The organism is Phytoactinopolyspora halotolerans (assembly GCF_010550675.1).
GTDB lineage: Bacteria > Actinomycetota > Actinomycetes > Jiangellales > Jiangellaceae > Phytoactinopolyspora > Phytoactinopolyspora halotolerans.
This window is the reverse complement of sequence record NZ_JAAGOA010000027.1, coordinates 1-13510: the sequence shown is the minus strand read 5'-3', so window position 1 is coordinate 13510 and position 13510 is coordinate 1. Positions and strand designations below refer to the sequence as shown.

Sequence of the window (13510 nt, the reverse complement as noted above, 5' to 3'; positions counted from 1 at the left end):
ATGCTCTGTGCTCGCGAGCGCCCCGTCGGCGTAGGTGTCGGTTTCACTCGTAGGTTCAAATGTATCCACTTTGTCGACGTCGATATGGAGATCCCATGACTTCGGAGCAAAATGTCGGTATGCAGTCTGCTAATTTGAGTGCCGCCACGGTTACGGCGGTTCGGTTTGAACATTTTGATTCTGCACTCGGGATCGGTGTTGCGTCGCCGCGATTGTCGTGGCAGGTGAGTACGGAGAATCCAGCGTGGTCGCAGTGTGCTTACGAGGTCGAACTGAATTGTGTAGAAAGAGTACGCGTCGAGTCGTCTGAACAGGTACTGGTCCCATGGCCGTTCCGGCCCATGCAGTCGCGGGAGCGTCCGGTTGTCCGCGTCAGGGTGGCCTCGGATGGGGCAAAATCGTCGTCCCATCAGCCACGCATCCGGTCGGAGGAGTCGTGGTCGTCGTGGAGCGAGCCTGTGTCGGTAGAGGTCGGGCTCCTTGAGCCGAACGATTGGACTGCGAAGTTCATCACTCCAGTTGGATTGGGCGCGGTCGGCGCCCCGGCCCCTGTACTGTGCCGCGAGGTAAAGCTCGGTAAGGGCGTGGCGAAGGCCCGCCTCTACATCACGGCGCACGGTATCTACGAGGCCACGGTGAACGGTGCCCAGGTGGGGAAGGACGTGCTGGCGCCCGGCTGGACTAGCTATGACCAGCGTCTGCGATATAACACGCATGATGTGACGTCGCTTCTACGTGCCGGCAACAACACGGTGGAAGTCTTACTTGGAGAAGGATGGTATCGCGGCGGTCCCAGCACGTTGCTGAAAAGGCAGGATGAGAGGCGGGACGGCGCGCAAACGCTGTACGGGGCACGTCTGGCCCTGCTAGCTCAGCTCGAGGTCTCCTATGAGGACGGTTCTATCGAGGTCGTCGGCACGGACGAGACCTGGACGGCGCGGGAGAGCGCAGTCGTCGCGAACGATCTGTATGATGGGCAGCGCGTTGATTGGACCCGTGGGGAGTTTGCTGCTGGCGGCGTCGAGACGATCGATGCCGACCTGGCGCGGCTGGTCGCGCCAGAGGGGCCGCCAGTGCGTGTTATTGAGGTGGTGCCCGCGGTGAAGGTGTTCGAATCGGCTTCGGGGTCGACCCTGGTGGACTTCGGACAGAACCTGGTCGGCTGGGTGCGCCTGCGCACGCGTGGTTCAAACCCCGGCGACGAGATCGTGATCCGTCACGCCGAAGTCCTTGAGGACGGAGAACTGTGCGTGCGCCCGCTGCACAAGGCGAAGGCGACGGACAGCTACGTCCTGGCTGGGCCACGCGAGGTGGTGTTGGAGCCTAGTCTGACGTTCCACGGTTTCCGCTACGCCGAGATCACCGGTGCGCCGCAGGTGGAGCGTGCAGACGTCGACGCCGTCGTCGTCGGGACGGACCTGCGCCGCACGGGCTGGTTCTCCTGCTCCGACCCTGACCTGGAACAGTTGCACGAGAACGTGGTCTGGAGTACACGGGGCAACTTCCTGCACGTTCCAACGGACTGTCCGCAGCGTGCCGAGCGTCTGGGGTGGACCGGCGACATCCAGATTTTCGCCCCGACGTCGTGTTTCCTGTTCGACACTGCCGGGTTCCTTAGCTCGTGGCTGGCGGACTTGGCGGTCGATCAGCAGGACGACGGGTCGGTGCCGTTCGTGATACCGGACATCTACCGCCTTGGCGCGCTGCCGGTGGAACCACCCGTGGCGGCCGGGTGGGGCGACGCGGCCACGGTGGTGCCGTGGGTGCTGTACCAGCGCTATGGCGATCTCGACATCTTGGCCCGGCAGTTCAACAGCATGCGTTCCTGGGTGGACAAGGTGGCTTCGCTGACCAGAAACGGAGTCCGCGTGGGTGGGTTCCAATGGGGAGACTGGGTGGATCCGACTGCGCCACCGGATGATCCATGGGATGCGAAGGCTGATGCAGACGTGGTAGCCACGGCCTATCTGGCGCGGTCTGCGCAGATCGTCGCCGAGACAGCCGTGCTGCTGAACTGCGACGACGCTGCGACCCGTTATGCGGAGCTCGCGGAGCGGACGCGGGAGGCCTTCGCCCGCGAGTATGTGACCGGCTCGGGCCTGGTCATCAGCGACGCAGAGACCGTGTACGCCCTCGCTCTGCAATGGGCACTGTTGCCAACACCTGAACAGCGAGAGCATGCGGCACACCGGTTGGCGGACCTAGTCCGCATCAATGGCTTCCGGATCAGCACTGGCTTCCTCGGAACCCCGCTGATGACCGATGCGCTCACCTCGACCGGTCATGTCGACGTCGCCTATCGGCTGCTGCTGGAGAAGACCTGCCCGTCCTGGTTGTATCCGGTTACCATGGGTGCCACGACCATCTGGGAGCGCTGGGACAGCATGCGCCCGGACGGTTCGGTCAACCCGGGGCAGATGGTGTCATTTAACCACTACGCGCTCGGGGCCGTCGCCGACTGGATGCACCGCACGGTTGCGGGTTTGGCGCCGCGCCTTCCCGGATACCGCGAGATCACCGTGCATCCGCTGCCGCACCGTTCGCTGACCTATGCGTCCGCCCGGCACCTAACTCCGTACGGGGAAGCCTCGGTGGCCTGGGAGCGCAGCGACGGCCGCTTCACCGTGAAGGTCGTCGTCCCGGTCGGCGCGATGGCCACGGTGCACCTTCCGGACGCCGATCCGGTCACCGTCCGGCACGGCATGCACGCCTGGGCAGTCCCGGACCCGTGTGAAAACCACGACGGTGGCATATCCACGGTGCGCGACCTCATTGATAGCCGCCGCTGGTCGACTGCGGTCGGCATCCTTATCGAACACGGACTTGACAACGACCCTCTGGAGATCGCCCGGCACGCAGGCCGCTACCTCGATTGGCCTGCGGTTGAACTTCCAGCGCTCCTGCGGCGGGGCTGGCCCCCCGTCCATAGCGACGAAGCCCGTCAAGCCATCGAGGAGCTGTTGGCGTGACGGATGAGGCCCGAACAGGGGAGTACGCGGCATAAGACGCGACTTGGGCCAGAATGGGGTACCAGAGGGGTTCAGTCTCGGTGATGGTTGGTTACCGGCTGGTTTGATGCGGCCGTCGAACGCGTTCAAGGCCGGTTTCGACATCATGGCTCATCGTGCCCTACCCTGCCGGTCGTTTCCAGCGACCGGGGTTGAAGCGCCCCAGGTTTGATGCCGCATCTTTCTGTGCTGGAAGGATGAGTGTCATGCCGAAGAGGATCGATCCGGAACCGGGCATCCACTTCTTTCCGGTGTAGCTGGCAATGACGTCGAAACCGACCGGCAGCGCCAGCTATACCAGAACGCGAGCAGCATCTCGGGCCGCTCTCACACCCGCCAGGCGGCCGCCGCAAGTGTGACGACGTTCGCCCGATCCGGACCTGGCTCCTCAATGACGTGACGAGGTCCCCATCCTGGTGGCGCAGACTCGGGCGTTCCCTGAACGTCTCGACGCAGTTCGACGCCAAGTCGCGGGTGTTAGCGAAGGCGTGTTTCCGGTGACTGCCCGCGACGCTTTCGCCAGTGTGCCGCACTGGCTGCGGGCCGCCCCCAAGCCGGGTCGCCAGACTGAAGGAAGCCCGCGCGGTCAGAACGGGCCGTCTTCCATCGCCAGGCCCTGCCTTGGCGGTGCCTCTGACGTCTGCCGCACGAACTCCAGGGCGGCGGGCAACAGCACGTCCCGCCACCGGGTCAAGAACCCGCCTATGGCCGCCGTGAACTCCTGGTCCGCCCACGGCCCGATGCGGATGATGTACTCGGCAGTTCCACCTGGCGGCAGCTTGTTGACATCCTTCGCTCGCGAGGTCTTGGTCGTGCCGTCGGGCTTGGTCACTGATAGACCCACGTCGTGGACCTGCAGGATTCCGCCGTCCTGTGTCCGGATCGTCGTCAGGATCCGCGTGATCCGCTTCACGTCCTTGAGCTCGGTGTCGCGGTACTGGCGGAGCCAGTCAAACTCGTCATCTTGCAGGAGGTCGTGCCACCACACCGAGAAGGCGTTGTTCGCTCCACGCGTTGGTCCCGTCTCGATCTTGAACACGCGGCCGATGTGCGCAGCGCAGTCGAGGACGTACGGCGCGTAGTCGGCGAAGTCGGGTCCGACGGTCGACCGGTGTCGCTGCGCTTTGAGCACGCGCTCGGCGCGCGCAAGCTGGCCCTCAGTATGCGGCAGTCGCGATGGTGTCTTCTTCTCGCTCCCCATACGCGGACAGTACTGCCAGGGGCGGACACATGGGGTGCAACGTGCGCCCGGGCAAACGTAATGAGGCCCGTCCCATCTGCGACCGGCCTCAGCACCCGCGCGCGGCTTCGGGTTACTCGTCGGACACGATCCTGATCCAGATCTTCAGGTCACCATCGTTGTCGGTGCGGACGTGCAACTCGACGCCGGGCAGCCGGCGATGCTGTCCTGCATCTGATCCGCACTCGTTGGCGGCAGCGGGCTGAACGTGACCCAGCCCTGTGACTTGCGCACTGTCGAGAAGGCGGGCCTGAGACCTCTCGTCACCGTGCAAGCACGTCGACCCGGTGCCCAGCCAGATGCTCACCGCTTCGGTCAGCTTGCGGTTGCACCACCGGCAGCGGGCCGCCGAGTTCCCCTTTTCGGGGCAGGCGGCGCAGTACGCCTCTTCGAGGTCGTGGATGTACAGCGTCACGGCGAGCCTCCCTGTTCCGGAACGTGATGATAGGGACCTCGGTTGCCCTGACCACGACCAGTCGCGACTAGGACGAACCAGCCAGCGTGCAATATCCATGACCTCCTGGGTCGCCTCAGCGACCCAACGGGTGCTTATCGGCGCGCCGCTCTGGATCGCCGTATCGGCCAGGGGACTTCCTCCGTCGACAGCCGGGCCACGGTCACTGGTGCGAGTCGCACCACATCCTGCGTGGCCGTCATCATTGCTGCTCCTCGTCGTCGCTATCCACGTCGGCAGGTCACCGGACGGAACGTCGAGCGTTGGCCCGGACAGCTCAGACACCTGCGCCCCGCTTTCCGCTACAGGTCCTCAAGTGGCTCCGCTGATCTGATCGCGCTGGTCGCAGATGACGATCACACTGGGAAGCCCCGCGGGCACGTGCGCCCATGATCGTTAGCCAACGTAGCGCCCAGGTGAAACCGGCTTCAATGCGCGGGATCGCATGAGTGATTCAGCGCCGGTCTGGGAGCTCAGAGGACCTCCCTTCAATGAAGGGAAGCTCAGCTCTGGGGTCGGATGGGTTGGTCTGCAGCGAACGTACACCTTCACCCTTCCGTGGGTACCGTGATCAATGTAGATTTGTCCCAACGTGTCGCCACGCGGGGGTACAAGCGAGCCGATGGGGTTGCTCGCTTATGGGCGGATGATGCGATGAGGGAAGAGGGGTAGTGGGTGAACGACATTCTATGTGACGATGCAGCGCATGGGGCGGATGCAAAATGACGGCACCGCCATTTCCAACTGACCACAGTTGCGGCTTACCTTACGGCACACTGGATCCAAATGAATGTAGGCAACAGATTAGTATCGCCTACGCACATGCCGTTGCGACCGCCGCACGCTGCACACTTGAAACCATTCGCGTTGATTATGAGACGGTCGACGTTCAGGTGAGGCAAAAGGCGAGTCACGCCGTGTACGACCATACTCCACTGGACATTCAACTAAAGTGCACTTCGCGAGACATACTTCGAGACGGTCATATCTCATATCCACTTGAAGTCAAGTACTATGACGAACTGCGCAGCATTAAAAGGTACAATCCAGCAATTCTGGTCGTTCTATTGGTTCCAGAAGGTCTAGGGGAGTGGCTAATTCAGGATGAAGAACACCTTCGTTTGCACAAGGGTGCATACTGGACGTCACTTCGCAGCGAGCCCGCTACGTCAAATAGGTCGAGTGTGACTATTAGGATACCAAAGACCCAAATATTCAGCGTGGAGCAACTCTTGGGTATACTGTCCCGCATAGGGAACGGTGGTGTGCCATGAATCTGCTCGATAGCGTAGCAAATGACCTGGAGATCACGCCGCGCGCCATTTCGTCCTACTTAGGTACGGCTGGATGGGAACTATCTAACGCGGACAAGGCTGCGCAGATATGGGAACTCTACGAGGCAGGAAAGCTCGCCGCCAGAGTGATGGTTCCCTTAGATAATGGTTACGTTGATTTTGCGCGTCGTTATAATGAAACGTTACGGAGCCTTTGTCTTATCTATGATTGGGATATGCATCAGCTTGCCACAAGGATTGTTCAAACTAACTCGGACCTATTCTACATCCGTGCAGACCAGACTTCTCTCGATGGGAGCATTCCACTGCGGCAGGCAGAAAATCTACTAAATGGCGCGAGTGACATGTTGCTCTATGCTGCGTGGTCCACCATTAGTCCGCGTTCACATTACTCTGGGAAGCGGCCCAACGCAGCGAAGGACTTCATAGAGCATGATGTACGAATGGGGCACACACAACGCGGAAGCTTTATCATCACCATCCTGGCACGCCTAGAAGCTGACGATCAAGACAGCGCTGGCAGTGAAACATCCGAAACTGACGACCGAAGTCAGAGTGATGTGACAAAAAAGTCAGCCGCTGTTGAAACCGACGAAGCCGAGCCGCAGGTGGATGTTCACATCCCGCCTTTTCAGCGGAGGGTCATGGCGACACTTGCAACGGGTGTTCAGGCCGCTAGAGAGGCCGCCATGCAGACAGGCTCAGTTAGTGTGGATGACGCGGTATTTCAGGGACTGAGTGCGAATTTAGTTAAGTCTATTCGACGCATGACTAAGTATGAAGGACTTAGGTCGCTCGACCTTTCGTTTTCTTGGGCGCCCAGCGAACCTGCGATGAGGCCAGACTTGGAAGACGTGGAGATCAATCGAGACGTAATACCTAATCTTGAGCCCCTACAGGAGAGGCTGGGGCTTAGGGAACTTGCGCCTGCGACAGAGACAATATTCGGTCAGGTTATTCGCCTCGAGCGCGATGATGGCGACGATGATGAGGGAGTGGTCACAATCCGAGGTGTGATCGGCAAGTCAACGAGACGCCAAGCCAAAGTTTCCCTGGCTGGAACGAAATACGATGATGCCATCAGGGCGCACCGCCAACGCCTTCCAGTCGCAGCAACGGGAGCCCTGACACGTAGGGGTAACGCGATGTGGCTTGAGGGCGACGTACATTTCGAGGCCGGCTACTGATCATCCTGCGCACGGCTTGCACCCCAGGCGGACTTTCCTGAATGGCGGGCATAACCCGCTGGGACTCGTCACAGAGGTCGAACGTCCATGGCCGGGTGGCCTGGTGTGAGTTAGGGTCAGGATCTGTGGGGCGCCTTCCGTCAATGGCCACATGTGGAACGTCTGCTCTGATCTAGTTGTATGAGCAGGGGGAACAAGCCTCACGGTCTGCGGAGCAGGTCGTATTCAACGAGCAATGGCTGGGCGGCACCGCCACGACTTGGCGACATCCCAGGTCAGACTCTCACTTGCGTTGGCTCATGCGCTTAGTGCGTGAGTTTGGGTCGTGGATCGCGCCGAGGAGGGCCTGTGTCGCGTCCGGGATCTGAGTGTCGAAGGTTCGTTGGGTGCCGTTTGATGGCGATGGTCGCTGAGCGAAGGGGGCGGAGTTGTCTGATGATGTTGCGGATCGCGAGCCCGATGCGGGCTTGGATCTCGCGACGCGATCCATTTAAAGTCTCCCCTGTGAGGCCCAGTGGCGTACCCGCCGTCGCATGACGGCGACAGGAAACACGCTAGCTGAGACGTTGGATCGACGCTCTGTATGTGTCAACGTAGCGGCAGATCCTCAGTCAGCAGCGATGAGAAGCGTCAGCGCGTGCACAGCGATGCGGTATGGACGGAGACCTCCCCCCCGTTTCGACGCGCATCGCAGGATTTTTCGCTCCTTCCACAGACACCACGTGCGGACATGCGAGATCCTCAAACTCCATCACCTGCGCAGCAGACGTGGTCAAGTCCCTGGTAGTGGTGTAGCGGGGTGTCCTTCGATCTGGGTGTTAGGCGCTGAGTTCGAGGGCGGGTTCGGTGGTCGCTTCGTTTCTGGTGTCGGGGACGAGGGTGAGGCGGCTTTTGGTGAGGATGTCGAGGCCGAGGTAGCGGCGTCCTTCGGCCGATTCGTCGGTCTGTTCGGCGAGGACGGCGCCGACGAGGCGGGTGATGGCATCGCGGCTGGGGACGATGCCGACGCTGTCGGTGCGGCGGCGGATTTCCCGGTTGAGGCGCTCGTTGGGGGTTCGACCAGATTTGTGACCACAGGGGTGTCGGGGAATGCGGTGAATGCGAGGATGTCGGCGCGGGCGGTGTCGAGGTGGTCGAATGCGTCGGGGAGCTTGCCGTCGACGTAGTCCAGGAGCCGGTCGAACTGGGCGTGCACGGCCTCGGCGTCAGGCTGGTCGTAGACCGAGTGCAGCATGGCCTTGACGGCGGGCCACATGCTCTTTGGGGTCACGCTCATCAGGTTCGCGGCGTAGTGGGTCCGGCAGCGCTGCCAGGCAGCGCCGGGCAGGTTCGCCGCGACGCCTCGACGAGTCCGGCGTGGGGCGTCGCTGGTGACCAGGCGCACCCCGGTCAGGCCGCGCGCTGTGAGGTCGGCGAAGAAGGTGTTCCAGGCGGTGCCGGTCTCGCTGGTCGCGACCCGCAGGCCGAGGACTTCTCGTCGGCCGTCGGCGTTGACGCCGGTGGCGATGAGGGCGACGGCGTTGATGACTCGTCCGCCTTCGCGGACCTTCATCGTGAGCGCGTCGGCGGCGACGAATGTGAATGGGCCGGACTCGTCCAGGGGCCGGTGGCGGAACTGCTCGACGTGCTCGTCGAGCTCGCTCGCCATCCGCGATACCTGCGACTTGGACAGGGAGTGGATCCCGAGGGTCTTGACGAGCTTGTCCATCCGCCGCGTCGAGACGCCGGCCAGGTAGCAGTCCGCGACCACGGTGATCAACGCGGTCTCGGCCCGCTTGCGGCGCTCGAGCAGCCATTTGCGGGAAGTAGGTGCCCGAGCGCAGCTTTCCGGATCGCGACGTCGACGGTGCCGACGCGGGTGTCCAGCTCGCGGTGCCGGTAGCCGTTGCGCTGTGCCGTCCGGTCAGGGCTGGGCTTGCCCCATTCCGCGCCAACGACCGTGTCGGCGTCCGCGGACAGCAACGCGTTGATCATGGTCTGCAGCAGGCTGCGCATCAGATCCGGCGACGCCTCGGACAGGGCTTCCGCGAGCAGGCCGGCAGGGTCGACAATATGAGGTGCGGTCATCGTGATGACTCCGTTCGAGGATTCTGTGGAAGGTTGACTCGAAGGATCACACGGTGACCGCGCCCACGTCCGCGACGAGGCTGGCCACCAGCGCTACACCACTCTATGGGGCACTACTGCAGACGTACCCACCGATCCGCGGTCGGCGAGAGCCACAACGAAGGAGACGTCCACGCCGATCGTCACCGGCCATCGGGGTCACGGTGCGCAAGATGGCCTCTGCCGACGGCGTCTCCCGGTGCGCTGTTGCGATCAACAGCCTTCCCCGCCGGCGGCCGGCGACGCGGGTCGTAAAGTTACGGCACTGGTCGGGAATATACCAAGAATGGCGACGGGCTGGGCCCGCAACGACGCTCAATGTCGGTCAATGATGCGCGCGGCGACGGCGGCTACGGCAGCTGCAGCGACGGGCACCATCAAAGCTGTGCGGAGGCTTGTCGTGGTTGCGAGTGCGCCGATGAGCATAGGGCCGGAGAGGCTTCCCAGGTAGGCCACCATGGAGACTTGCGCCACCGCGCTGGCGGGTGACCGTCCGGCGTTCGCTGCCCGGTGACTTGCCGCGCCCAGCAACAGCGGAAGCGTCACAGATACGCCGAGGCCCAACAGGGCGAAGCCGACGAAGCCAGCGGCAGGCACATTGATCAGCAAAGCTGTGCCGAGTCCTGCGGCGGCCGTAGCGGCCGAGGCGCGGAACAGGATCACCGTGCCGAAGCGGGCGCGCAGGTGATCGCCCATCAGCCGGCCGAACGTCATCGCTCCCAAGAAGGCGACCACACCGGTTGCTGCGACGGCCTCGCTGGCGCCGAGCCGGTGGAGATAGACGGCCGTCCAGTCGTTCCCGCTGCCCTCGCCCAGCGTGACGCACCAGGCCAGCGCGCCGAGACCGAGGATCCACCGACCACTAACCGGCGTCGCGTCGGTCACCGGTACGGCCGGGTGATCCGGCGCCAACCACCGCGAGAGCGCGATCGCCGCAGCCGCAGCGGCAACCGCGATACCCGCAAAATGGGGCACGACTCCGATGCCGAGCCGCGCGGCCAGGGCGGCGATGCCTGCCCCGACGATTCCGCCGAGGGTGAGCAGCGCGTGGAGCCGGGAGAGCACCGGGCGTACGGATCGACGCTCGACTCCAATTCCGTTCGTGTTGATTGCCACGTCGACGATGCTGTTGACCACAGCCGACATGGCCACCGCCACCGTCAGTGCCGGCAGGTTGGGAGCAAGCGCGATGGGCACCAGGAAGAGGGCGTAGCCCGGCAGGGCGAGGCGCACTGTGGCTCGGTCACCGAGCCTGCCGACGATCCAGGCACCCACCTGTAGACCGGCCACCGCGCCGCCGTTGAGCGCGATCAACACAAGCGCGAGCTGCCCGTCGGTCAGGCCCAGGTCAGCCTTGATGGCGGGGATCCGCGCCGCCCACGTACCGAATACTAGGCCGGCGACGAGAAAGGCCCCGGCCGCCGCCAGATGAGCCGGCAGTCGCCACACGACACCCTCCTGAACTAGTTCAGCTTCTGAACTAGTTCAGGACGTTACCATGCAGAGGTGAACGGTGACGAGGGCCAGCGAGCGGGCGGCGGGCGGCGCGGCCGCGGTGTCACGCTCGCTGACGTAGCGAAAGCCGCGGGCGTGTCGAAGACCACCGTGTCCAACGCGTACAACCGTCCAGACCAGCTCAGTGCGCAGCTGCGGGGGCGGGTCTTGGACGTGGCGAGTGAACTCGGGTATCCAGGTCCCGATCCCATCGCCGTCACGTTCAGCCGTCGGCGGGCGGGCGCGATTGGACTCGTCTTCGACGACCCGCTCACCTTCGCGCTCACCGACCCGGCCGAAGTGCTGTTCGTGACCGGCATCGGGGAGGTGTGCGAACGCGCCGGCGTCGGCCTGGCGTTCATCCCGCTCGGTCCACATGAGGACCTGATCCGACAGACCCTGGTAGACGGGTTCATCTGCCACTGCGACATCGACGGCGACAGCCGGGTGGACGTCGCGATTAGCCGTGGCCTTCCCGTCGTGGTTGTCGACGGGCCGGCGCGGCCGGGGGCGGGGCACGTCGGTGTGGAGGATCGCGAAGGCGCGGCCGCGGCCGCCCGGCACCTGCTCGAGCTCGGGCACCGGCGCTTGGCCGTGTTAACCGCGTCTCTGCACGGCGACGGCTTCTCCGGACGAGCCGACCTAGCCCGCCAAGAAACTGCCCGATACCACGTCAGCAGGGAACGCCTGGGCGGATACCGCGCCGAGATAGAAGGCGCGGGCCTGAGGTGGGCAGACGTGCCGGTCGTGGAAGCATCCCCCTACGGACGGGAAGCCGCATATCACGCGTGCGCCCAGCTGCTCGACAGCTCGGACCGACCAACCGGACTGCTCGCCGCAAGCGACGAGTTCGCCCTCGGAGCCCTGCGCGCCGCCGCTGAACGGGGAATCGCCGTACCCGAGCAGCTGTCGATCGTCGGCTTCGACGACGCACCGCCGGCGGCGTGGTCGACTCCGGCACTGACCACCATTCGCCAACCCCACGGGGAGAAGGGCCAGGCCGCCGCCGAACAGCTTCTCGGCCTGCGTCCCATCGAAGACGTCACCTACTCGACCGAGCTAGTCGTACGGAGCTCAACCGCCCCGCCACCAATCACGTAATCGCATGTTTCGCGGTGTCGTGAAGAGCTGCAACCTTCAGAAGGGTTCTCGGATTCGCGCGCCAGCGCTCGACTGGCGTTTCGCCGGGTGGCGGCAGCTCCTCGGTGACGTCGATGGCCAAGCAGCTTACGCGGTCGGCGCGTGGCGTGTGAGAGATCACCGTTCTCAACCGCACCCATGTGGAGTGCGCTGCGTGTGGGCTACGTTGATCGGGAGCAGCGCCACCGTCCGAGGGCTGCGCATCGCGATCTCCGACTATGGCCGTTGCGTCGTGTCCGTCGCAGGCTCCACGGCCGCGTGAGCTGGGCGGCATATGCGCATGTTCCACCGAGGGAGACGCGGGGCGGGACACCGCCGATACCCACGGTGACGGTGGCTGGGTCCGCCCAGCCGGGCTACGGGCACTGCTCTGGCCGATGATGTGTGGCGTCGCGGCGTGTGTCGTCACGGCCAGTCGTGGAGGACGATCTTGCCGACAACTCGGCCTTCCTCGATCTGCTGGTGAGCCTCGCGCAGCGTCTCCGGTGTGATCGGGGTCAGCGTCCGCGTCGTCGTCGGGCGGAGCCTTCCGTCATCGAGGAGCCGGCTGACCTGATTGAGCAAATGGTGCTGTTCGATCATGTCCGGGGTCTGGTAGAGCGGGCGGGTGAACATCAGCTCCCAATGCCAGGCGATGCTCTTCGGCTTCAGCGCTGAGACGTCGCGCGGTCCGTCGTCGATGGCGACGATCTGTCCGAAGGGCCGCACGATCTGGGCATAGGTTTCGATCTGGCCTTCGGAATGAGCCGTGAACAGCCAGTCCACGCCATCCGGGGCGACGTCGAGAACTTGGGCGGCCAGGTCAGCGTGGTGGTTGACCACCTCTTCGGCACCGAGCTCTCGCACCCAGCGTTCTCGCTCCGCGTCTGAGGCGGTGGCGACGACTCGCACACCTGGCAGCAGTGCCTCGGCGAGTTGGAGCATGACCGACCCGACACCACCGGTAGCGCCGGCGACCAGTAGTGTCCCGCTGCTCTGGCTGGTCAGGCCAAACCGGTCGAACAGAGACTCCCAAGCGGTGATCGCGGTCAACGGCAGTGAGGCCGCATCAGCGAAGGACACCGCCGTCGGCTTCGGGCCGACGATTCGCTCATCGACCAGATGTAGCTGCTGGTTAGTCCCCGGCCGGTCGATGCTGCCGGCGTAGAAGACTTCATCGCCGGGACGGAACAGCGTGACGTTCGCTCCGACGTCACGGACGGTGCCTGCGGCGTCGAATCCCAGAACTCTGAATCCGTCGGCGGAAGCGCCGGCGCGGAGCTTGACGTCCACGGGGTTGACCGAGACTGCCTGGACCTCGACGAGTAGGTCGTGCGGCCCGGGTACGGGAACGTCTACCTGCTGGCTGGTCAGGCTCTCGGGATCGGAGACTGGGAGATTCTTGTGGTAGCCGATGGCTGTGGTTGCTTTGCTCATGCGTCCACGATTCCCCAAACACTGTAGTTACCGTCAAGGGCCACTAGTGTCGTGAGTCGTTAATTCGTTGGCAGTATGCAGCGAGGGTTTCGAGGATCTCGTCGGCGTCCTTGGTCCAGGTGAACGGTTTTGGGCTGGTGTTCCATTCGTTGATCCAGGCGCGGACGTCG

General features: G+C 63.8%; 8 protein-coding genes and 3 pseudogenes. 4 read left to right on the top strand and 7 right to left on the bottom strand.

Annotated elements, in window-relative coordinates; translation table 11 throughout:
* Positions 1–119: 119 nt before the first annotated feature.
* Positions 120–2969 (top strand): family 78 glycoside hydrolase catalytic domain, encoded by a 2850-nt coding sequence (locus tag G1H10_RS27400; protein ID WP_163744121.1) that lies wholly within the window; start codon positions 120–122, stop codon positions 2967–2969.
* A 625-nt stretch (positions 2970–3594) separates the two neighbouring features.
* Here the strand turns inward: G1H10_RS27400 and G1H10_RS27395 are convergent.
* Together G1H10_RS27395 and G1H10_RS27390 are read right to left on the bottom strand one after the other, a co-directional pair.
* Complete coding sequence (locus G1H10_RS27395; RefSeq protein WP_163743972.1) at positions 3595–4209, bottom strand: hypothetical protein; 615 nt, start codon at positions 4207–4209, stop codon at positions 3595–3597.
* Positions 4210–4321: 112 nt separating this feature from the next.
* Positions 4322–4663, bottom strand: a complete 342-nt coding sequence (locus tag G1H10_RS27390) for a DUF6011 domain-containing protein (protein WP_163743971.1) — start codon at positions 4661–4663, stop codon at positions 4322–4324.
* Between the two features lie 761 nt (positions 4664–5424).
* On the opposite strand from G1H10_RS27390, the gene G1H10_RS35165 reads away from it, so the two are divergent.
* The gene (locus G1H10_RS35165) at positions 5425–5976 is read left to right on the top strand and encodes a DUF4365 domain-containing protein (protein WP_163743968.1); all 552 of its coding nucleotides are present in this window, start codon (positions 5425–5427) and stop codon (positions 5974–5976) included.
* Positions 5973–7184, top strand: a complete 1212-nt coding sequence (locus G1H10_RS27380) for a hypothetical protein (protein WP_163743967.1) — start codon at positions 5973–5975, stop codon at positions 7182–7184. The genes G1H10_RS35165 and G1H10_RS27380 overlap by 4 nt, the downstream gene beginning before the upstream one ends.
* Positions 7185–7467: 283 nt before the next feature.
* Here the strand turns inward: G1H10_RS27380 and G1H10_RS35265 are convergent.
* The 3 genes and pseudogenes from G1H10_RS35265 to G1H10_RS27370 form a co-directional block, all read right to left on the bottom strand.
* Positions 7468–7663: pseudogene (locus G1H10_RS35265) on the bottom strand (hypothetical protein); the annotation flags it as partial.
* A gap of 339 nt (positions 7664–8002) precedes the next feature.
* Positions 8003–9251, bottom strand: a pseudogene (locus G1H10_RS27375) (IS256 family transposase).
* 354 nt (positions 9252–9605) lie between these two features.
* Positions 9606–10739 carry an MFS transporter gene (locus G1H10_RS27370; RefSeq protein ID WP_163743965.1) on the bottom strand — a complete coding sequence of 378 codons (1134 nt, stop codon included), beginning with the start codon at positions 10737–10739 and terminating at the stop codon, positions 9606–9608.
* Between the two features lie 57 nt (positions 10740–10796).
* Between G1H10_RS27370 and G1H10_RS27365 the strand changes: the two genes are divergently transcribed.
* Complete coding sequence (locus tag G1H10_RS27365) at positions 10797–11885, top strand: LacI family DNA-binding transcriptional regulator (RefSeq protein WP_163743963.1); 1089 nt, start codon at positions 10797–10799, stop codon at positions 11883–11885.
* A gap of 444 nt (positions 11886–12329) precedes the next feature.
* Here the strand turns inward: G1H10_RS27365 and G1H10_RS27360 are convergent, their stop codons facing one another.
* Entirely contained in the window at positions 12330–13340 is a 1011-nt protein-coding gene (locus G1H10_RS27360) for a zinc-binding alcohol dehydrogenase family protein (protein ID WP_163743960.1), read from the bottom strand.
* A gap of 43 nt (positions 13341–13383) precedes the next feature.
* Positions 13384–13510, bottom strand: a pseudogene (locus tag G1H10_RS33470) (IS630 family transposase); the annotation flags it as partial.

What these genes read in the sequence shown, in the direction of transcription:
- G1H10_RS27400 (WP_163744121.1), top strand. Translation starts at nt 120, where the DNA reads ATGCAGTCTGCTAATTTGAGTGCCGCCACGGTTACGGCGGTTCGGTTT.
- G1H10_RS27395 (WP_163743972.1), bottom strand. Translation starts at nt 4,209, where the DNA reads ATGGGGAGCGAGAAGAAGACACCATCGCGACTGCCGCATACTGAGGGC.
- G1H10_RS35165 (WP_163743968.1), top strand. Translation starts at nt 5,425, where the DNA reads ATGACGGCACCGCCATTTCCAACTGACCACAGTTGCGGCTTACCTTAC.
- G1H10_RS27380 (WP_163743967.1), top strand. Translation starts at nt 5,973, where the DNA reads ATGAATCTGCTCGATAGCGTAGCAAATGACCTGGAGATCACGCCGCGC.
- G1H10_RS27360 (WP_163743960.1), bottom strand. Translation starts at nt 13,340, where the DNA reads ATGAGCAAAGCAACCACAGCCATCGGCTACCACAAGAATCTCCCAGTC.